Below are 19,273 nucleotides of genomic sequence, written 5' to 3'. Positions count from 1 at the left end.
GTCGGGTCTTTTCCGCCCTCCGCTCGCTCGTCTACTTCGCTCCCGCTTCGCCTCTCGCTACCGCTGTGTTCCGGTCGAGGAGACGGGACCGTCCGCGCTCTGGACGCACCACCCGCCGTGGACGCTCCCCTCGCGCTCGACGAACTCGACGGTCGTCTCCTCGCCGATTCCGGTCGCGTCCGCGGGGTCGAGCCCCTCCACGCGGAGCGTCAGCGTCAACGCGTCGCCGCAACAGCCCACGTCGAGGAACTCCTCCCACTCGTCGCCCGGCGCGGCGTCCTCGTGGACCCGCTGCAGGTAGGTCACGAAGTGGTCGGTGGTCAGCTGGTCGCGGCCCCACGCGCTGAGTTCGTCGGGAAAGGAGACGACCACGCGGGTCGCCGTCTGGTCGGTCGCCATACCTCACGATTGTCGGCCAACGATTATGGGCCTGTCGCGGGTTCGCCGCGCGCCCGTCAGACCGTTTTACGGCCGAGGCCGTCCGCGGATAAGAAACCTTATTCGGCACCGCTCAGGACCGCAACCCATGGTTGAGTTTACGGTACCGGAGGTAGACTACACCCGGTACACGAATCGCCAACTCGTGGCCGTCCCCCTCGCGGTCCTCGCGGTGGCCCTACTGGTCATCGGAGGGTGGTACGTCGCGACTGGCGCGCCGGTGAACCCGGGCGTCGATTTCACCGGCGGGACCGAACTCCGTATCGCAACGGATGCCCCGCAAAGCGAGGTCGCCGCGGCCTTCGACAGTCAGCCCGAATCGATTCGTTCCGTCGCGGCCGACGGAACGTACGTCGTGACCTTCCAGTCCGGGAGCGCGACGTCGAGCGAGCTCCAGACGCAGGCCGAAGACGCCGGCTTCGAAGTCAGGTCTATCGACGCGGTGTCGGCTAACTTCGGCTCCGAGACGCAACTGCTCGCCCTCGGTGGCCTCGCGGTCGCCTTCGCGGGCATGAGCATCCTCGTGTTCGCCATGTTCCGCTCGTTCGTCCCCTCCATCGCGGTCGTCGTCTCGGCGTTCTCCGACATCGTCATCCCGGTGGCGCTGATGAACCTCCTCGGCATCGAGCTATCGCTGGGGACCGTCGCCGCCCTCCTGATGCTCATCGGGTACTCGGTGGACTCGGACATCCTCCTGAACAACCACGTCCTCCGACGGTCCGGTGACTTCTACGAGTCCACCGCGCGCGCCATGCGCACCGGTGTCACCATGACGCTCACGTCCATCGCGGCGATGATCGTCATGACCATCACGGCGACGCTGTTCGGCATTCAGCTGCTCGCCGCCATCGGAACGGTCCTCGTCTTCGGCCTCACCGCCGACCTGATGAACACCTACATGCTGAACGTGACCCTCCTTCGCTGGTACAAGTTCGAGGGGGTGGCCCGATGAGCACGCTCCGCGACAACTGGCGGGTCATCTTCCTCGTCGTCGCCGTCCTGCTCTCGACGCTCGCCCTCTTCTCGCCGACCATCGGGGGGCAGACCCAGGGCCCCGTCGCCGATGACGGCGGCGCGACGAACCTCAAGTTCGGCCTCCAACTCGACGGCGGGACGCGCATCCGCGCGCCGCTCGTCGGCGTCACGGCCGAGGACGTCGAGTTCGAGGGCGATTCCGACCGCGTCGTCGAGCGACAGGTCGCCGCTCAGTTGGACGGCGCCGACGCCGCGGACGTCATCGCCCGTGTGGGCGCGGAGTCCAACACGGTCGAAGTGACCATCGAGAACGCCACGACCGACGACTTGGCCGCCGCGCTCGACGCCGCGGGCTACGCCCACGGCGAGGTCAGAGACGGCGTCACCGAGACGACCCGCGCCGAGACGGTCCGCGTCCTCCAGTCGAAGATCAACGAGGCCGGCCTCTCCGGCGGGACGGTCCAACAGGTGACCACGGCGACGGGCGAACACTTCATCCTCGTCGAGGTCCCCAACCGCGACCAGTCGGACGTCGTCGACCTCGTCGGCGAGCGCGGGACGGTCCAAATCGACATCTATCACCCGGTCTCACAGAACGGCACGCGGACCTACGAGACGCGCGAGGCCGTCCTGACGCAGGCCGACTTCACCTCCATCGGGACCGCACAGGAGTCCCAGGTCGGGAGCGGGGCGTTCGTCCCCGTCTCCGTCCGGGACGAACCCGCACAGGAGTTCCAGTCGGCGGTCGTCGAGACCGGCCTCGCCCAGAACGGCGGGACTCGGTGTACCTACATGGAAGACGGCGGACAGAACACGACCGAGGGCTGTCTCCTGCTCGTCGTCAACGGGGAGGTCGTCAACGCCTTCGGCATGAGCGACGGACTCGCCGACACCATGCGGGCCGGCGAGTGGGCCGGCGCACCGAGCTTCCAGCTCCAGACGCGCAACACGTCCGAGGCCCAGGAAATCGCCATCAACCTCCGCGCCGGCGCGCTGCCGGCCAAGCTCGACCTCTCGGGCGAGGACAGCGGCACCTCGTCGTACATCTCCCCGAGCCAGGGTGAGAGCTTCAAGTTCAACTCGCTCATCACGGGTATCATCGCGGTCCTCGCGGTCGCCGGCGTCGTCTTCGTCCGCTACGGCAAACCGCAGGTCGCCCTGCCGATGATCGTCACCGGCCTCTCCGAGGTGTACATCCTCCTCGGGTTCGCCGCGGCCATCGGCTACCCGCTCGACCTCTCTGTCATCGCCGGCTTCATCGCCGTCATCGGGACGGGTGTGGACGACCTCATCATCATCGCCGACGAGGTGATGGCTGAGGGCACGGTGAAGTCGCGGAAGGTCTTCCAGTCGCGGTTCCGTCGGGCCTTCTGGGTCATCGGCGCGGCCGCCGCGACGACCATCATCGCCATGAGCCCGCTCGCCGTGCTCTCGCTCGGCGACCTGCAGGGCTTCGCCATCTTCACCATCCTCGGTGTCATCATCGGCGTCCTCGTCACCCGCCCGGCGTACGGTGACATCCTCCGAATCCTCCTGACCGAGGACCGCTGAGGTCGGCTCCACCTCCGACCGACGCTTTCTCTCACTCGTCCGTCACGCGCCCAGCCCCGCGAGCCGACGACCCCGCCCGCAGACCACCGTGGCGATTCTCGCAGTTGATACCTCTCCGACCGCTCAATCGTTCCCCATGTCAGAATCAGAAGACGGCGACGGTTTCGGTCGTCCTCATCGGGACGTATTCGCCGACAGAATCATATAGACTGTCTATAAAATACTGACCGAACCGGCAACCGACCAACCGCCGCCCGTCGGTACTCACGGTGCACGCACTCCACTCATGGAAGACACGCCACTTCGACGCGACGACACGGACGCGACGACGACCCGGCCGGACGCTCCGCGACGCTCCGCCCCCGCGGACGACGAGGAGTTCGTCGCCATCGTCGCCCCGTACGAGGACGCACCAGACGAGTGCACCATCTTCCCCGCAGGACTCGCAGAAGACGAGTTGCTGACGACGTGGCTCTCCGCGCAGGAAGGCTCGTACGTCGCGCTCGCCGAGATGCGGTGAGCCGTCTCCGCGACTCGCCCTCGAACCACCGACCCTCCACTTTTTCGACCGCCGCTCCCGAGCCGACTCAGAAATCGCCCAGCGACGACTGTTCGTGTGCGGCCATGAGGTCGGCGCAGGTCGACCACGACTTCCGCGCGCAGTCCGGGAGAATCCCGTGTTCGCGGACGTACTCCCGCAGGAACTCGCGGGTCGTCCCGTCGCTCGGGTAGCCGCTTCCGACCTCGCCGTACGACGCGGCAATCTCCTCGACTCGGCGGTCGCGTTCGACCTTCGCCACGATGCTCGCCGCGCCGACGATGGCGTGTTCGTCGTCCGCGCGGTGCTGGGCGTGGACTTCGACTTCGACGCCCGCCTCGGCCAACCCCTCGCGGATGCGGCGGCCGAATCTGGACTCGCTCACGTCGCCCGCGTCGCAGACGAGTTCGTCGGCGTCGACGGCGACCTCGGCGGCGGCCTCGACCTGCGCTCGGACGGTCAGCAGGTTCATGTCCGTCTCGGGGTCGTCGATGGTCTCGGGTTCGACGAACGCGACCCCGACTTCCACGTCGTCTCGGTCACGGAGTTTCGCGGCGAGTTCCTCGCGGCGCTCGGGAGCGAGTCGCTTCGAGTCGGCGATTCCGTCCGGGAGGGCGTCGGGGTCCCCTCGGACCGCCGCGGCGACCATCGGACCCAACACGGGTCCCTTTCCGGCTTCGTCGACGCCGATGTGCATACCTCGTCGGGTGTCGCGGGCGAGAATTAGAGATTGCGGTCTGCGGCGACGTTCGCAGGGGTTCCCCGGGGCTTCGTTTCAGTCCTTGAAGAAGTCGTCGTCCTCGAACGGTTCGTCCTCGCCCTCGACCGCAATCACGTCGAGCGCGGTGACGACCGCGCCGGTGTCGAGGATGCCGGCGAGGCTCGGGTTGGTTCGGCCCTCGTCGCCCGAGACGAGTTCCTTGATGTAGAGGCCGCCCTCGCCGTGGATTTCGACGGTCGCGTGGCGCGCGTCTTCGAGGTCGCCGGTGGCGTCGTAGACGTGGCGGGTGCGGGTGATGCTCGCGCGGCGGTGGTCGACGCGGTGGGGCGTGTACTGCTCGATGGTCGCGCCGGTAAGTTCGTCCAGCGCGGCCCCCAGTTCCTCGTCGGTCACGTCGTCGTCGAACTCGACGGCGGCGCGGTACTCCTTGCTCGCGTCGAGTTTCTTCACGCGCTCGACCATGTCGTAGGTGGCGAGGCGGAGCCCCTCGACCTCGATTTCCCCCTCGGCCATCGCGTTGATGTCGCCTTCGAGCTGTTCGACGTCGATGGTGCGGCGGCGGGGTTCCATGATTTCGACCACGAACGGCCGGCCCGTCCCGAGCATGAGCGCGTCCACGTCCTCGCGGCCCGCGCCGTGGAACTTCGCGTCGACGCCGTCCATCACGTCCGTCACGACGGGGGCGACGAAGCCCTCGACGCTGTCCTCGTAGAGGTAGCCCGAGCCGCCGCAGTAGTCGCAGGGCTCCTTGCCCTTGTAGCCCGAGCCGTCGCACTCGCGGCAGGGCCACTCGGTCTGCGGGATGTCGCGCGCGAGCTTCCGGTAGCGCCCGTAGACGAACGCGGAGTTGAGCTGCGCCTCGACGGTGTCGGCTTCGATGTCGAGGAGGAACTGCACGTCCGGTCGGGTGAAGTCGACCTCGGTGCCGGTGAGTCGGCCCACGCGCTTTCCGACCTCGCGGTTGAACTCGGATTTGAACAGTTCGCCGGCGTCCTCGGGGAGGCCCGCCCCCTCGCGGAGCAGTAGCTCGTTTTCCTCGACGAGCGGCGGCGCGCGGGTGCCGACCTGATACGTCTCGACTTCCACGTCCTCGATGGCCTCGGCGCAGCGTTCGGCCCACGCGTCGAACTCGGCGCAGGCCCCCTCGCAGACCCAGCAGTCCTCGGTCTCGACGGCCTCGTAGGGCTCGTCCGCGTCGAGGGCGGCGGCGACCCGGAGCGACTTGCCCCGCTCGGCGTTCGTCAGCCCGAAACTGCGCTCGGCGAAGGCCCGGCCCAGACAGGCGTCGCAGACCGGCCCGCTCTCGGCGAGCGCTCGCGCGTCCTCAAGGATGCTCATGTTCGGTCTCTATCGGGGCGCGCGTAACTAGCTTACTTTGTTCGCCGCGTCGCCGCGGCACGGCTTGTCGACGTATCTCAGCTCAGAGATGTTTGTCAACACGACCCGAGTGGAGTGCTATCTCGGCTCCGAGAAATTTGATGTACGGCGGCGTGGTAGCCGCTTCAACACCTGGGTCTACGGTCGATATCTCGTGTCTATCAATACGCAAACGAATCGGACGCTCGCACTGTTCGCGACCATCGCGGTCCTCTGGGGAACCTCGTTTATCGCCATCGAGGTCGGCCTCGACGTCCTCCCGCCCGTACTGTTCGCCGCCCTCCGATACGACGTGGCCGGCGTGGTGCTGTTCACCTACGGCCTGCTCGCGGCCGAGGACTGGCGGCCCCGCGGCCGCGACGAGTGGCTCGTCGTCCTCGTCGGCGGGGCGCTCCTCATCGGCGCGCACTTCTCGCTCCTGTTCTCCGGCCAGCGGTACGTGACGAGCGGCGTCTCGGCCATCGTCATCAGCCTCGCGCCCGTCCTCACGCCGCTTTTCGCGTGGCCGATGCTGCCCGAAGAGCGCCTCGACGGGTTCGGCTTCCTCGGGGTGTTTCTGGGGTTGGCCGGGACGGTGGTCATCGCCCTCGCGTCAGGGTCGGTCGGCGGCCAACTCCTCGGCGTCGTCCTGCTCCTTCTCGCGGCCGCGGCGTGGGCGTTCGGCTCGGTGCTCGTCAAGCGGCTCCCCGGGAACCCGCCCGTCGTTCCGATGCAGGCGTGGATGATGCTCCTCGGCGCGGGCATGCTCCACGTCACGAGCCCCGTCCTCGGCGAGCCCGGCCTCGCGAGCGTGGCGTGGTCGCCGGTCGTCGTCGCCGCGCTGCTGTTCTTGGCCGTGCTGTGCAGCGCCGTCGGCTTCATCGCCTACTTCGTCCTGCTCGACCGCATCGGCGCGGTCGAAATCAGCCTCGTCAACTACGTCACGCCGGTCGTCGCCGCCGTCACCGGCTGGGCGTTCCTCGGCGAGCGCATCGGCCCCGTCACCGTCGTCGGCTTCGCGCTCATCCTCCTCGGCTTCGCGTTCATGAAGCGCGACGCGCTCGGCCCGCTGGGTCGTCGCCTCGGCGTCCGCGTCGGTCTCGTCGCGCCCGAACCGGCGACCGACCCGGACGGCCTCCCGGCCGACGACTGAGCCGGTTCCGCCGCCGCCCACCCGAGAGTATCGTAGCGCTATCGCGGTCCCGTTGCTCCGCGACAGCGCGAACGTCGAACCGCTTTCGAGTCGAAAAAAGCCTCGTCGCGTCCGACGCCGGTGTCCGCGTCGGCGTCGGCCGTCGTTCTCAGTTGCTGGTCTCGTTGTCCGACGACGTGGTCGTCTCGTTCGTCGTCGTGACCGTCTCGTTGGCGGCCGTCGTCTCGGTGACCGTCTCGTTGGTGGCGGTCCCGTTCGTGGTCGTCTCGTTGGTCGTCGCGGTCGTCGTGGTCTCCTCTGCGGCGACCTCGTGGGTGGCGAGGACTTCTTCGGCACCCGCGCGGCCGACCCAGACGACCTCGACCGTCGAGCCGCTCTCGGCGGACTCGATTTCGCGGAAGTTACCCACCGAGACGGGGTAGTCCTGCCCCTCCTCGCCGTCGGCGACCCACGTCGCGGTGCGCTCGTCGTCGACGGTGACGTAGACCTCGCTCGTCGCCTCGTCGGTAATCTTCTCGCCGCCCATGTGAACCACGCGGAGGACGCCGCTGTTGGTGCGGAAGGCGAGTTCGGGGTCCGGGACCTCGGCCGGCTCGACGTCGGCCGTCGTCTCGCCCGCCGTGCCGTTGCCGGTCTCGTTACCCGTCTCGTTGCCCGCGGTCGGCTGCGACCCGGAGCCACCGCCCATGCATCCGGCGGTGGTGAGGAGGGCTCCCGTCGCGGCGACGCTCTTCAGGAAAGTTCGTCGTTCCATACGCCATGATTTGCAAGCCCGTATATATGTCTTGTAGTTTACAGTTTGGGGGTGGATAACGACTCACACAGCGGATTTCTTCGTTTCGAGCACTGGTAACTTACAACAGTCCAACCTGTCCGAGCACCCACAGGGCGACGAGCGCGGTCGCCGCGCCGAGCGCGACGAGCAGGAGGGCGATGGCGGCGACCGCGGCCAAGAGGAAGCGTCGGTCGGCCTCTACGGCCGCGGGGGAGGCGTCGTCGTATCGGGCCTCCAACAGCCGGACGTTCCGGGCGTTCGCCTTCCACGCCGCGTCGAACACGTCGCCGACAACCGGGAGCGACCCGACGGTCGCGTCGAGGACGACGTTGCCGAGCATCCGCGCGAGCGTCGCCCGCGGCACGCCGAGCATGGCGGCCTCGACGAGGATGTACGCCGAGAGCGCGGCGGCCGTCGCGTCGCCGACGCCGGGCACGAGCCCCAGAATCGGGTCGAGGCCGATGCGGTAGTTCGTCCCCGGAATCTCGAACGCCTCGTCGAGGTAGAAGCTCACCGTCCGGAGTCGCGCGAGCGTCTCCTCGTCCGCGACGCCCACGGACTCGAAGTCGACGACTACGTCGGGTTCCAGCGACTCGTCCGCGTCGCCGTTGCTGTCGCTCGTCTCCACGGGCGTCGCCGGGGTGTTCGTCGAATCGTTCACACGTGTCAACTCGCGCGGGCGGAACTTGAGAATAGCGTCGGTCGGGGTCGTGTCGAGTCGGAAACTGCGCGTCGAGTGGAAAAAGAGCGCGACGCGCCGCCCCCACGGTTCGGGCGGGCGCGTCGTCGGAGCTACGAAGCCGGACGCCGTCGCGTGACCAAGCCGGAACCCCGGGGCCGACGGCGGAACCCCTGCGGTGGAGTCGCGTCCCGAGCTTAGAGTCCCACCTCCATCGCGCGCTCGACGACGCCCGCGCCGTAGCGTTCCGCTAACTCCTCGTGTTGGTCGGGGCGGTGTTCGTACACGTCCTGGAACAGGCTGATGGGCGTCATCGCGGCCTGATAGGTCGCCTCGTCCCACATGCGGTCCTTGGCGATGTCGATTTCGGTGCCGCCGATGCGGAGCGTCGCCGACTGGGTCATGGCGATAGCGCCGCGGCCGGCCTCCTTGGCCGCCTCGAACTCCTCCATGGAGTCGACGATGTCGTCCATGCTCGGGACGTACGAGGTCAGGCCGAGCAGTTCCTCGCGGAGTTCGTCCGCGGTGAGTTCCCGCGTGTCGCCGCCGACCCGGAGTTCGTAGCCGTCGTCGGTAGCTTCGAGCGAGAGGCGGTCCCCGTCGTACACCTCGGCCCCGTCTTCGGACGCGAGTTCGACTTCCTCGCCGCCCGCGTCGAGGAGCCAACTGCCGGTCTTCGGCGGGAGCGGCGAGGTGTTCGCCTCGACGACTTGGCCGGGCGTGAGCGACCAGATGCCGAGCATTCCCTTCGCCTGGTTCTCGGTCATGCGCTCGCGGTAGCCCTCCACGTCGCGGATGTCGTCGTAGGGGCCGTCGACAGCGATACAGCCGGCGGCGCTAGCCCCGCGCGAGGTGTTGTGTCGAAGCTCCGGCCACGCCGGAAGCTCGCCGGTCGGCGTCATGGCGCGCATGTCCTTCGTGTAGTCGACCTCGCCGTCGACGAGGAGGAACAGCCGTTCGAGGTTGTTCGTCGGCTTGCCCATCTCGTCGCGGAGGTCGCCCATGGCGAGTTCGGCCTCGCCGCTCTCGATGATGACCGACATGGCGAGGCTCCCCTCTTCGAGGCCGTGTTCGTTCTCGACGATGGTGAAGAACTCGTCGGCCTTCTTCCAGTCGTCGATGCCGCCGACCTCGGGGATGACGAAGCCGTCGATGTGCTCGACCGCGCCCCGCTCGGGGTCGGTGATGTCGAGCATGTGCTGGAAGCCCTGATACCGGGTCCCGGGGCTGTCGCGGTGCCAGACCATCCGGGGGTGAATCTCGCCGGGGAACTCCGAGCCGTGTTCGGAGATGACTTCGACGATGTTCTCGGCCCCCTCGTCGCGCATCGACGGCGCGGTGGCGTCCTCGTTGTCGGGGACCCACACGTCGGGGGCCTGCATCCCGCGGAGGCCGGCCGCCCGTCGGAGCATCTTCGCGGAGTCGTCTTCGCCCTCGACGGCCGTCGGCGAGGTGAAGAACGTCCGCACGAACTCGCGGTCGTGTCTGCGCTCAGTCATCGTCGTTGCTCGTGATGGGGTCGGCCTGCTCCTCGCTGAACCCTTCGGACTCCTCGATGCGGCGGCGCGCCTCGGGGTCGAACTCGGTCTCGATGTCCTGATACCGCGAGACGAACGATAGCTCGTGGTGGCTCTCGGTCGGGTGGCCGAGGTAGCGCTGTTCGAGGTCGAACTGGCCTTCCTCGTCCTGTTCGGCGAGCTTCTTGAAGTCCTCGTAGACGGCGTGCGCGCCCGAGTGGAGCCCGAACAGCGTGATGAAGATGTACTTGTAGCCGAGGTCGCCCAGCTCCTGGAACGTCAGCGGGTCCTCTTCTTCGGACCACGCGAACGACGAGGAGTAGTTGAACGCGAGCTTCAGGTCGGGGTGCGTCTCGTGAATCTCCTCGGCGTAGGCGACGGCGTCCTCGCGCGAGGGGTTCGGCATCTCGGGCCAGACGATGTCGACGCCGGCGTCGGCGTAGATGCGACCGCGCTCGACGTGTTCGTCCCAGTCGCCGTTCGAGGAGCCGTAGGCGTCGGTGCGGGCGATGACGACCGTGTCCTCCGACTGCTTGGCGTCGACGGCCGCCTCGAAGCGGGCGCGGGCCTTCTCGCGGGAGACTATCTGCTTGCCCGCGATGTGGCCGCAGCGCTTGGGCGTCGTCTGGTCTTCGATGTGGACGGCGGCGACGCCGGCCTTCTCGTACTCGCGGACGGCGCGGCGGACGTTGTGGATGCCGCCGTAGCCCGTGTCGCAGTCGGCGATGACCGGGAGGTTCGTCGCCTCGACCATGCGCTTGGCGTTCTCGACCATCTCGGTCATCGTGACCATCTCCAGGTCCGGGAAGCCGAACTGCCCGAGGACCGTCGAGTAGCCGGACATGTAGGCGGCGTCGTGGCCCGTCATCTCGGCGAGGCGGGCGTCGAGGGCGTGGTACATGCCGGGGGCGAACACGAAGTCCTGCGTGTTCAGCATCTCCCGCAGTTCGCGGGCCTTCTGGTTGTCAACATCCTGTGCGAAGACGTCGCTGTCGAGTTCGGTCGGGTTCATTGGGTATCGGTGGGCTGCATCGTTCGCTCGATGCGGTTCAGTTGGGCGCGGAGCGCGGCCAGTTCGCGCCGGATGCTCGTCATCTCGTCGTCCTCCCCCGGTTGTCGGATGAAGGGGACGAGCGGCGCGTCCATGTTCTCCTCGTTGTTGGGGTAGCGTCGCGCGGCGCGAGGGCGAGTCGTCGTCGAGCGAGTGGTGGTCGGCGTGCGGGTCGTCGTGTCGGTTCGGGTCGTGTTGTCGCGGTTTGTCATCGGTTACGTCGGTGGGGTCGGCGGTCGGTAGCGGTCGGTTCGGGTCGCGGTCGTCGAGTGGTCGGTTGCGTGGTGTGCTGCGGATACTACCATCGGATGTCTCCTCACCCGGTTCGACTGCCGAGTGGTACTAATAGTTAATGATTGATAATGATAATATTAGTTAATGGCTTAGTTCTGTACGGATGGATATTAGGCCCTAATTTGACACGTGGTAACACATCTAACTCTTTGAGCGGGGTTCGAGCGTCGTCGGTTTCCCCGGCGACCGGGCGTGCCACGCCGTGACGGGGCGTTCCGCGGACACTACGCTTAATCGCGTCCACGCCCGACGACGCACCAGCGAATGGCATCCGCGATAGAGATACGCGACTTGACGAAGTCCTACGGCGACGTCCGCGCCCTCGACGGCGTCGACCTCGACGTTCCCGAGGGGTCGTTCTTCGGGCTGTTGGGGCCGAACGGGGCGGGGAAGACGACGTTCATCAACATCCTCGTGGGCCTCGTCCGCAAGACCGGCGGCGAGGCGAGCGTCTTCGGCTACGACGTCGAAGACGACTACCGCGAAGCCCGCGACCGAATCGGCCTCGCGCCCCAGGAGTTCAACGTGGACCGATTCTTCCCGATCCGCGAAGTGCTCGAACACAAGGCGGGATACCACGGCATTCCGCACGACGAGGCCGCAGAGCGCGCCGACGAGGTGCTCAAGCGCGTCGGCATCTACGACAAGCGCGACACCCGGTTCGACTGGCTGTCCGGCGGGATGAAACGGCGGTTCATGCTCGCGCGGGCGCTCATCACCGACCCCGACCTGCTCATCCTCGACGAGCCGACCGCCGGCGTCGACGTGCAACTGCGCCACGAACTCTGGGAGACCATCGTCGACCTCAACGACAGCGGGACGACCATCCTGCTCACGACCCACTACATCGAGGAGGCCGAACGCCTCTGCGACGAGGTCGCCATCCTCGACTCCGGCTCCGTCATCGAGGTCGCAAGCCCCGAGGAACTGATGGACCGCGGCACCGACGACATCGTCGTCCAACTCCGCGACCCGCCGACGGCGGTCCCCGACTTCGCGGCCGACGACGACCGCGTCGAGGCCGTCGAACTGGACGGGACTCGCCTCGTCGTGACGGCCCAGCAGGGCGGCCTCGTCGCTCCCGACGTGGTGCAGGCGCTCGACCGCGCCGGCCACGAAATCGTCGACCTCGAAATCTCGCGCACGTCGCTCGAAGAGGTGTTCGTCGAGATGACGAGAAAGGGCGAGGGCCGCGCCACCGCGGAGGTCGAGCAGTGAGCCTCACGAGCCTCGACGTGACCGGCTTTTACGCCCTGCTCCGCCGCGAAGTCCTCCGGTTCGTCCGCCGCCCGCGCAACACGTTCGTCCCGCCGTTCATCACGAACGTGCTGTACTTCTCCGTGTTCGGCGTCATCCTCGGCGAGCGCATCAACGAAATCGCGGGCGTCCCGTACATCCTGTTTATCCTCCCCGGTCTCATCGTCCTCGGGGCCGTCTCGAACGCCTTCGAGAACGCCTCGTTTTCCATCTTCCACGGCCGCTGGAACCGCTACATCGAGGAGGCGCTGACCTCGCCGCTTTCGTACTCCTCGATGGTCGGCGCGTACGTCCTCTCCAGCGCGACCCGCGGGGTGCTCGTCGGCGCGCTCGTCGCGCTCATCGGCGCGTTCTTCACGTCCGTCGGCGTCGCCAGACCGTTCTACCTCGTCGCGTTCATGCTCGTCATCACCCTGCTTTTCGCGGGTCTCGGCGTGGTCGGCGGCCTCTGGGCCGACGACTTCGACGACCTGACGATGATGAACCAGTTCATCCTGCGCCCGCTGGTGTTCTTCGGCGGCGTCTTCTACTCGCTCAACGAGATTCCCGCGACCTTCCAGCAGGCGTCGCTCCTCAATCCGATGATATACATGGTTAACGGCGTCCGCTACGGCTTCCTCGGCGTCACAGAGGTCGACCCGAACCTGTCTCTCGGCGTGCTGACGGCGCTCACGCTCGGGGTCGTCGGTCTCAACGTCGTTCTCTTCCGGCGCGGCTACGGGCTGACCGACTGAGGTCGGTCGACCGTCGTCGACTTCCTCCGGTGGCGACCGGGCGCGGTCGGCGCATTTTCGACCCGCCGCTCGGAGTTCTTGTCTGAACAACTGTCTTTTGAGATGACAAGTATTTTGACACACGCTCTAGAAGTCACGTCCGAAGTATGGTATCAAAACCCTCCTCCGCGGCGTCGGCGCGGACCATCTCGGTCCTCGCCCTCGTCGCGGCCGTCCTGGTTGGAGCATTCCTCGCCCCCGTCGTCTACGACGCGGCCGCGCCCACCCCCGACAGGGTCGCGGTCATCTCGGTCGACGGGACCATCACCTCCTACACAGCTGACCAGCTGGAAGAGGACCTCCACGAAGCGCGAGAGAACGAATCGATAAAGGCGGTCGTCCTGCAGGTCGACAGCCCCGGCGGCTCTGCCGCCGCCTCCGAGCGCATGTACTTGGCGGTCAATCGGACCGCCCAAGAGATGCCCGTCGTTTCGAGCGTCCAAGGAACGGGCGCGTCGGGCGCGTACTACACGATGCTCCCCTCCGAGAGCATCTACGTGACGCCCTCGTCGGTCATCGGGAGCGTCGGCGTCCGCGGGTCGGCCCCCTACGGTGGCACGTCCAGCGAGATTCGCACCGGCCCCGACAAGGCGTCGATGACTCTCGACCACCGCGAAGCGCAGATTGAGACGCTGAAGCACGCCTTCGTCGGCAGCGTCATGGACCACCGCGGCGACGAACTCTCGCTGTCGCGCGAGGAGGTCGCCTACGCGAAGGTCTACACCGGCGCTCGCGCCACGCAGAACGGCTACGCCGACGACATCGGCACGCTTCAGACGGCCATCGACCGCGCCGCCTCCGAGGCCGGCCTCGAAAACTACGAGGTCGTCGAGAAGGAGCCCCCGACCCGCTCGGGAATCATCCTTCTCAGCTCGCAGAACGGTAATTCGTCGGTCGTCATCCAAGAGAGTCCCATCGGGTACGACGGCGTTCGCGCGCCGCAGTTCCTGATGGTGTACGGACAAGTGCAGTACGAAGATGAGGTGATCGGCAATGTCTCAGCGTAACTTACTCGGCGGGACGGTCGTCTTCGCGGTCGCGCTCGGCCTCATCTTGGTCGGAGCCGCGGTGGCACCCTACGCCTTCCAACTCGGCGGTAGCGCCCCGGCAGACACGGAAAACGCCGCGAAACAGGCGTTCGACGCGGACGAACTCGTCGCCACGCCCGGCCCCGAATCGGGCGAGGTGACGATGGATTCGAACGCGGAGCCCAAAACCGTCCTCATCGACGTGGCCCACGAGAACGGTGTGAGCGAGTCCGACATGCAACCGCTCGTCGACGCGCTCGTCGCCAACGGCCATCAGGTGAAGTACCTCACCCGCGAGGACGCCCAGCGGAACTTCAACGCCTCGCTCCGGTCGGCCGACGCCTTCGTCGTCGTCAACCCCGAACAGCCGTACACCGGCGACCAGCTCGCCGGCCTGCGGTCGTTCGAGGACGCCGGCGGCCGCGTCGCCCTCGTCGGGGACCCGCAGTCCGCGGGCACGACGAGCGTCCTCGGTCTCATCACCGTCTCGGTGTCGTCCGGCGCTGTCGGCGGCGACGCCGGGCTGACCTCCGACTACGGGGTCTCGTTCGGTTCCTCGTCGCTGTACAACATGCACGACTACTACCTCAACTACGAGAACGTCTACGCCACGCCCGAGGGCGAAACCGCCCTGACCGAGGGCGTCGACGAGGTCGTGTTCCGCGACGCCGCGCCGCTTTCGGTCTCGGCCGACAGCGTCTCGCCGGCGCTCGTCTCCGGCGGCGAGACCCGCGTCGAGTCGATTCGCAAGACCGGTCCGTACACGGTCGCCGCCCAGAGCGAGACGGTCGTCGCCATCGGTGACGCCGACTTCCTCGCGCCCGAATCGGCCTACGAGGCCGACAACGAGGTGCTCGTCGGCAACCTCGCCGACTTCCTCGTCTCCGGCGACAAGGAGTCCGGCGCGCCCGCCCCGGCCACGCCCGAATCCGGCGGCGAGGCCGGTTCGGCACCCGGACAGGGAACCGCCCCGACTCCGGCGTAACTGAGTCGCACCGACGCGGCCGAAGCCGGACTCCCGGCTTCGCTGCCCCGCCCCGTTTTCTTTCGTCGTTCTTCGCCTAGCGTCGGTTGACGACTTCCTCAGGCGCCTTCGCCGCCGTCGGCGGTGACTCCGTCGGCGATGCGGTCCGCGTCGGCCTCGTCGGCCGCGCGGCTTCGCTCGACCAGTCGCGCGAGGATGTCCGCGGAGACGCCCGACACGTCGCCGGCTTGGACGCCCCAGAGCGTCGCGTAGAGGCCGCCGAGTTCGACGAGTTCGTCGTGGGTGCCCGACTCGACGACTTCGCCCTCGTCGAGGACGACGATGGCGTCGGCGCGGCGGACCGTCGAGAGCCGGTGGGCGATGACGAGCGTCGTCCGGCCCGCCGAGAGGCGGTCGAGCGCGCGCTGGATGAGCAGTTCCGTCTCGGTGTCGACGGCGCTCGTCGCCTCGTCGAGGACGAGAATCCGCGGGTCTTGGAGCATCGCGCGGGCGATGGAGAGCCGCTGGCGCTGGCCGCCCGAGAGCTTCACGCCGCGCTCGCCGATGCGGGTGTCGTAGCCCTCGGGGAGCCGCGAGACGAACTCGTGGGCCTCGGCGGCTTTCGCGGCCGCGACCATCTCCGTCTCGGTCGCGTCGAACGCTCCGTACAGGAGGTTCTCCCTGACAGTCCCGTCGAAGAGGTACACGTCCTGACTCACGTAGCCGATGGCCTCGCGGAGGCTCCTGAGTTCGACGTCGCGCACGTCGTGGCCGTCCACGCGGACCGCTCCGTCCGTGGGTTCGTAGAGCCTGAGGAGGAGCTTCGCGACGGTGGATTTTCCCGCGCCCGTGGGGCCGACGAGCGCGACGGTTTCGCCCGGCTCGGCCGCGAACGAGACGTCGTGGAGCACGTCGCGGCCGGTCGCGTAGGCGAACGAGACGCCGTCGAACTCGATTCGCCCGGCGACGGTGTCGAGAGACTCGGCGTCGGGTGCGTCGCGGACGACGGCCTCGCGGTCGGCCAGCCCGAAGATGCGCTCGCCCGAGGCGCGGGCGTTCTCGTAGGAGTTGACGATGCGGCCCGCGCCGGACAGCGGATCGATGAACCGCTGGGTCATGAACAGGAACGTGACGAACTCGCCGACGAGCAGGTCCCCGGTGAAGGGGGCGGGCGGGCCGAAGATGAGCCAGACGCCGCCGATGGCGAACGTGGCGGCGAACGCGACGCCGGCGAGGAGTTCCATCGACGGCTGGTAGAGGTAGTCGAGCCTGACGACCGCGAGGGCGCGCCGGTAGTAGTCCATGGAGGCGTCGGCGACGCGGTCGGTCTCGTAGTCCTCGGTCGCGGAGGCCTTGATGACCTCCATCCCCGAGACGTTGTTCTCGATGCGGGTGTTGAGCGCGCCGACGCTCTCGCGGAGCGCGCGGTACAGCGGCCGAATCGTCCGCATGAACCAGACGGTGAAGACGGCCAGAAGCGGGACGGCCACGAGCGTGACGACCGCGAGCTGGGCGTTCAGGTAGAACAGCACGCCCGCGATGCCGACGACGGCGACGACCAACTGGAGGCCGCCCGAGAGCGTGCTGTCGAGGAACGTCCGGAGGTTTCGCACGTCGCCGTCGAGAATCGACAGCACCTGCCCGGTCTGCTTGTCGTCGAAGAAGGCCATATCGAGGCGCTGGAGCGCGTCGTAGGTGTCCACGCGGACGGCGTGTTGGACGCGATTCGAGTAGACCGCGAGGCCGAGGCCCTGCACCCACGAGAGCGCGACCCCGCCGACGAACGCTCCGATGACGAGCCAGAAACTCAGCCAGAACTGCCCGGAGACGGTCGTCGGCAGCCACGACGACGGAACCAGCGGGAGGGCGTACGCCGTGTTCCGGAAGAACACCGCGTCGATGGCGACCCCGAGGACGAGCGCCGGGACGATGGCGACGAGTCGCCCGAGGACGCTCGCCAGTAGCCCGACGACGAACCACGCCAGGTTCTCGCGACCGTATTCGGCGAACAGGCGGACCATCGGGTCGCGCCCGGATTTGTGGCTCACTTACCTGAGGTAAGCGTCCGGCGGATATGACGTGCGCGGTCGGGGAGATTCGCGCCCGCTGCGGGCGTCGCTTCGCCCTCGCCCGCACGCCCGCCCGAGTGAACAGCGATAAGGTTCCCACGCGACGAATCGGAGTCATGCGCCAATTCATCGTCATCGGCCACGACGCGCCGACGACGCCCGACTTCTCGCTCGACGACATCGCCGGCGGGGCCGGCCGACTCGACGTGCTCTGTCGCTGTGTCAACGCCGCGTTCTTCCTCTCGCACGACATCCGCGAGGACGTTCGGGTTCATCTGGTCCTCGGCGACGAGTACACCGTCCGGTTCGAAGGTTCGGAACTCCGTCGGCTCAACCCCGACGAGCGCTCCACCGCCGCCCTGATTCGCAAGGCGCTGGAGAAGCGCGAGGAGGCAATCGGGCACATGCCCGCCGAGTCGTCGCCGGGGGTCTCCATCCGCCGGATGGGCTTCGAGACGACGCTGGAGGAGGCCGCCCGCGACGCGACCGTGGTCGAACTCCACGAGGAGGGCGACCCCGTGGTTCAGGTCGAACCGCCCGAAAACCCGCTTTTCGTCCTCTCGGACCACCACGACTTCACCGACGAGGAGGCCGAGTTGCTGGCGGCCGCCGCCGACGAGCGGGTCCGACTCGGTCCCGAGATTCTCCACGCCGACCACTCGATTACGGTCGCGCACAACTACCTCGACACTGCGGCCTATTCGCGGTACTGAGGCGGGGTCGGCGGTGTGTCACGCCGTCTGACGGTGGCCCACAATCACAACTGTTAAACGCGACGGTGGCTTGCCTCAAAATGCGGGCCGGTGGGGTAGCTTGGTATCCTTCGGCCTTCGGGTGGCCGTAACCTCAGTTCGAATCTGAGCCGGCCCATTTCTACCCCTTTCAACGCCAACGAGCACCGCGTAGCGTGTGCGAGTCTCCCCGAAACGGTTGTCTGGGCGACTGAAGATTCGAACGCCCGAGCGACAGCGAGGGAAGTTCGAATCTGAATTGACGGAGCCCCGAAATCAAAGTCACAGGAACTCATTTGATTACGCTCCGATCACACTCGAGATCTCTGCTGCCACATCCGCCTCTTCTTCCGCGAGCGAAATCGTCTCAATCACGTCCCCGTCATCGCCGATAACCTTCACCGTGACTGCGCCTTGCTTCGTCTGGACCGCGTTCCAGATGTACACGACACCGATGATTCCACCAATGAACGCCGAGGCCAGTCCGACGAGTTCAGCAAGACCTGCGAGCTCACCGCTCACACGCTCGGTGACGAAGAAAATCCCCAAACCGAGTACGAGTGCTACCAACCCGGCGGCGAGTCCTTGGAGGTCCACTCGCTCACTCCCTTCCTCGACGATTTTGACACCGAGAATGTTTGGTCCCGTAATGAGCGTGCTCTTCGCAAGTTTGAGGTCACGTCCTCGACTGTCTGAGCCTCGTTTAACCTCCATAACGCGCCGGTCTGTAACGACGACCGCGCTTGAGTCGTTGGCTCGAGCAGCGCGAATAGACTCGTTGGAGGACAGATACGGTTGAATCGCATCAGTAAGGTTGGTCATTAGAGTGTCTGGTGGGATACATTCAGGATATATAATATATTCGTGGCATGATATGTATTGGACGACTCACCGGTGAGTGGCGTGATCGATGCGGAACTCATGCTCCTAGGAGAGAGCTACGGGAGCCCTGAGACGCTTGAAATACGAGTCTTCCACAGGCCGAGAACGACTGATTCAATCGAGTTACACGGAGTGGTTACTGCCGCCCACGCCACCAAACCGAAAAGCTTCAATAGTTTAGGCCAACCTAAAACAAACGAGGGCGAGCGGTACCGACGGCTCGACCGCCGCCTCGCCGCCGACAGACCCAAGGTGAGCACGGAATCGGCCGAACGGCCGAAGGCAGTCCAATCGCACCAAGCGGCGACGCGAGGCCGGCCCCCGCAGTTTCCTGTCGGAGCCGACGCGCGGCCGAGCCGACGAGGCGCTGTTCGCGCTCGTGACGGCCCCGCTGTCGTCCGGGAACCGAAGCAATTATCTATTTTAGGCTGGCCTAAAAAACTATGGAACGCGACGAGACACCACGGAAGGGATTGACGCGGCGCGACTACGTGAAGTACGGCGGCTGTCTCTTATACACA

Annotated in this window: 19 protein-coding genes and 1 tRNA gene; 10 read left to right on the top strand and 10 right to left on the bottom strand. The window is 66.9% G+C overall.

The window, feature by feature from the left end:
* Positions 1–57 precede the first annotated feature (57 nt).
* On the bottom strand, positions 58–399 hold the full coding sequence (locus tag C454_RS12635; protein WP_004976286.1) for a hypothetical protein: 342 nt from the start codon (positions 397–399) through the stop codon (positions 58–60).
* Between the two features lie 127 nt (positions 400–526).
* Here C454_RS12635 and secF point away from each other — a divergent pair, with 127 nt between their 5' ends.
* From secF to C454_RS12620, 3 genes are all read left to right on the top strand, one after another.
* A complete protein-coding gene (secF, locus tag C454_RS12630) occupies positions 527–1,390 on the top strand; it encodes a protein translocase subunit SecF (protein ID WP_042663512.1) in 864 nt (287 codons plus the stop codon).
* The gene (secD, locus tag C454_RS12625) at positions 1,387–2,964 is read left to right on the top strand and encodes a preprotein translocase subunit SecD (protein WP_004976284.1); all 1,578 of its coding nucleotides are present in this window, start codon (positions 1,387–1,389) and stop codon (positions 2,962–2,964) included. The genes secF and secD overlap by 4 nt, the downstream gene beginning before the upstream one ends.
* Positions 2,965–3,250: 286 nt before the next feature.
* The gene (locus C454_RS12620) at positions 3,251–3,484 is read left to right on the top strand and encodes a DUF7511 domain-containing protein (RefSeq protein WP_004976282.1); all 234 of its coding nucleotides are present in this window, start codon (positions 3,251–3,253) and stop codon (positions 3,482–3,484) included.
* A 67-nt stretch (positions 3,485–3,551) separates the two neighbouring features.
* On the opposite strand, the gene rnhB is transcribed toward C454_RS12620, so the two are convergent.
* Together rnhB and C454_RS12610 are read right to left on the bottom strand one after the other, a co-directional pair.
* A complete protein-coding gene (gene rnhB / locus C454_RS12615; protein WP_004976280.1) occupies positions 3,552–4,199 on the bottom strand; it encodes a ribonuclease HII in 648 nt (215 codons plus the stop codon).
* A 78-nt stretch (positions 4,200–4,277) separates the two neighbouring features.
* A complete protein-coding gene (locus tag C454_RS12610) occupies positions 4,278–5,561 on the bottom strand; it encodes a tRNA pseudouridine(54/55) synthase Pus10 (protein WP_004976278.1) in 1,284 nt (427 codons plus the stop codon).
* Positions 5,562–5,754: 193 nt separating this feature from the next.
* Here C454_RS12610 and C454_RS12605 point away from each other — a divergent pair, with 193 nt between their 5' ends.
* Positions 5,755–6,732, top strand: coding sequence for a DMT family transporter (locus C454_RS12605; protein WP_004976276.1), 978 nt, complete (start codon positions 5,755–5,757; stop codon positions 6,730–6,732).
* A gap of 148 nt (positions 6,733–6,880) precedes the next feature.
* On the opposite strand, the gene C454_RS12600 is transcribed toward C454_RS12605, so the two are convergent.
* From C454_RS12600 to C454_RS12580, 5 genes are all read right to left on the bottom strand, one after another.
* Positions 6,881–7,486: a twin-arginine translocation signal domain-containing protein gene (locus C454_RS12600; RefSeq protein WP_049905166.1), complete on the bottom strand. Its 606-nt coding sequence runs from the start codon at positions 7,484–7,486 to the stop codon at positions 6,881–6,883.
* 100 nt (positions 7,487–7,586) lie between these two features.
* Positions 7,587–8,168 (bottom strand): DUF4112 domain-containing protein, encoded by a 582-nt coding sequence (locus C454_RS12595; RefSeq protein ID WP_049905165.1) that lies wholly within the window; start codon positions 8,166–8,168, stop codon positions 7,587–7,589.
* Positions 8,169–8,383: 215 nt separating this feature from the next.
* Positions 8,384–9,685, bottom strand: coding sequence for a malate synthase AceB (gene aceB / locus C454_RS12590; RefSeq protein WP_004976267.1), 1,302 nt, complete (start codon positions 9,683–9,685; stop codon positions 8,384–8,386).
* A complete protein-coding gene (aceA, locus tag C454_RS12585) occupies positions 9,678–10,715 on the bottom strand; it encodes an isocitrate lyase (RefSeq protein WP_004976265.1) in 1,038 nt (345 codons plus the stop codon). Before aceA ends, aceB begins: the two co-directional genes overlap by 8 nt.
* Positions 10,712–10,966, bottom strand: coding sequence for a hypothetical protein (locus C454_RS12580; protein WP_004976263.1), 255 nt, complete (start codon positions 10,964–10,966; stop codon positions 10,712–10,714). The genes aceA and C454_RS12580 overlap by 4 nt, the downstream gene beginning before the upstream one ends.
* Before the next feature lie 346 nt (positions 10,967–11,312).
* Between C454_RS12580 and C454_RS12575 the strand changes: the two genes are divergently transcribed.
* The 4 genes from C454_RS12575 (at position 11,313) to C454_RS12560 (ending at position 15,091) form a co-directional block, all read left to right on the top strand.
* Positions 11,313–12,266: an ABC transporter ATP-binding protein gene (locus C454_RS12575; protein ID WP_004976261.1), complete on the top strand. Its 954-nt coding sequence runs from the start codon at positions 11,313–11,315 to the stop codon at positions 12,264–12,266.
* Positions 12,263–13,039, top strand: coding sequence for an ABC transporter permease (locus C454_RS12570; RefSeq protein ID WP_004976259.1), 777 nt, complete (start codon positions 12,263–12,265; stop codon positions 13,037–13,039). Before C454_RS12575 ends, C454_RS12570 begins: the two co-directional genes overlap by 4 nt.
* 146 nt (positions 13,040–13,185) lie before the next feature.
* Positions 13,186–14,085 (top strand): S49 family peptidase, encoded by a 900-nt coding sequence (locus C454_RS12565; protein WP_004976255.1) that lies wholly within the window; start codon positions 13,186–13,188, stop codon positions 14,083–14,085.
* Positions 14,072–15,091: a hypothetical protein gene (locus C454_RS12560; RefSeq protein WP_004976253.1), complete on the top strand. Its 1,020-nt coding sequence runs from the start codon at positions 14,072–14,074 to the stop codon at positions 15,089–15,091. The genes C454_RS12565 and C454_RS12560 overlap by 14 nt, the downstream gene beginning before the upstream one ends.
* 98 nt (positions 15,092–15,189) lie before the next feature.
* On the opposite strand, the gene C454_RS12555 is transcribed toward C454_RS12560, so the two are convergent.
* Positions 15,190–17,091, bottom strand: coding sequence for an ABC transporter ATP-binding protein (locus tag C454_RS12555; RefSeq protein WP_004976251.1), 1,902 nt, complete (start codon positions 17,089–17,091; stop codon positions 15,190–15,192).
* Between the two features lie 164 nt (positions 17,092–17,255).
* Here C454_RS12555 and trmY point away from each other — a divergent pair, with 164 nt between their 5' ends.
* Both trmY and C454_RS12545 read left to right on the top strand, forming a co-directional pair.
* Positions 17,256–17,852, top strand: a complete 597-nt coding sequence (trmY, locus tag C454_RS12550; RefSeq protein WP_004976249.1) for a tRNA (pseudouridine(54)-N(1))-methyltransferase TrmY — start codon at positions 17,256–17,258, stop codon at positions 17,850–17,852.
* Between the two features lie 84 nt (positions 17,853–17,936).
* Positions 17,937–18,009, top strand: a tRNA-Pro gene (locus tag C454_RS12545).
* Between the two features lie 161 nt (positions 18,010–18,170).
* On the opposite strand, the gene C454_RS12540 is transcribed toward C454_RS12545, so the two are convergent.
* A complete protein-coding gene (locus C454_RS12540; protein ID WP_049905164.1) occupies positions 18,171–18,692 on the bottom strand; it encodes a hypothetical protein in 522 nt (173 codons plus the stop codon).
* Between the last annotated feature and the right edge of the window lie 581 nt (positions 18,693–19,273).

This window comes from Haloferax gibbonsii ATCC 33959 (assembly GCF_000336775.1).
Lineage (GTDB): Archaea > Halobacteriota > Halobacteria > Halobacteriales > Haloferacaceae > Haloferax > Haloferax gibbonsii.
Note: the sequence above shows the minus strand (reverse complement) of the source record. Positions and strands in the feature narration are given on the sequence as shown.

Bases quoted from the DNA above. Each gene is read 5' to 3' on its own strand.
- C454_RS12580 (WP_004976263.1), bottom strand. From the start codon at position 10,966: ATGACAAACCGCGACAACACGACCCGAACCGACACGACGACCCGCACG.
- aceB (WP_004976267.1), bottom strand. From the start codon at position 9,685: ATGACTGAGCGCAGACACGACCGCGAGTTCGTGCGGACGTTCTTCACC.
- C454_RS12565 (WP_004976255.1), top strand. From the start codon at position 13,186: ATGGTATCAAAACCCTCCTCCGCGGCGTCGGCGCGGACCATCTCGGTC.
- C454_RS12635 (WP_004976286.1), bottom strand. From the start codon at position 399: ATGGCGACCGACCAGACGGCGACCCGCGTGGTCGTCTCCTTTCCCGAC.
- rnhB (WP_004976280.1), bottom strand. From the start codon at position 4,199: ATGCACATCGGCGTCGACGAAGCCGGAAAGGGACCCGTGTTGGGTCCG.
- secD (WP_004976284.1), top strand. From the start codon at position 1,387: ATGAGCACGCTCCGCGACAACTGGCGGGTCATCTTCCTCGTCGTCGCC.
- C454_RS12560 (WP_004976253.1), top strand. From the start codon at position 14,072: ATGTCTCAGCGTAACTTACTCGGCGGGACGGTCGTCTTCGCGGTCGCG.
- trmY (WP_004976249.1), top strand. From the start codon at position 17,256: ATGCGCCAATTCATCGTCATCGGCCACGACGCGCCGACGACGCCCGAC.
- C454_RS12600 (WP_049905166.1), bottom strand. From the start codon at position 7,486: ATGGAACGACGAACTTTCCTGAAGAGCGTCGCCGCGACGGGAGCCCTC.
- C454_RS12555 (WP_004976251.1), bottom strand. From the start codon at position 17,091: ATGGTCCGCCTGTTCGCCGAATACGGTCGCGAGAACCTGGCGTGGTTC.
- C454_RS12610 (WP_004976278.1), bottom strand. From the start codon at position 5,561: ATGAGCATCCTTGAGGACGCGCGAGCGCTCGCCGAGAGCGGGCCGGTC.
- aceA (WP_004976265.1), bottom strand. From the start codon at position 10,715: ATGAACCCGACCGAACTCGACAGCGACGTCTTCGCACAGGATGTTGAC.
- C454_RS12620 (WP_004976282.1), top strand. From the start codon at position 3,251: ATGGAAGACACGCCACTTCGACGCGACGACACGGACGCGACGACGACC.
- C454_RS12575 (WP_004976261.1), top strand. From the start codon at position 11,313: ATGGCATCCGCGATAGAGATACGCGACTTGACGAAGTCCTACGGCGAC.
- secF (WP_042663512.1), top strand. From the start codon at position 527: ATGGTTGAGTTTACGGTACCGGAGGTAGACTACACCCGGTACACGAAT.
- C454_RS12540 (WP_049905164.1), bottom strand. From the start codon at position 18,692: ATGACCAACCTTACTGATGCGATTCAACCGTATCTGTCCTCCAACGAG.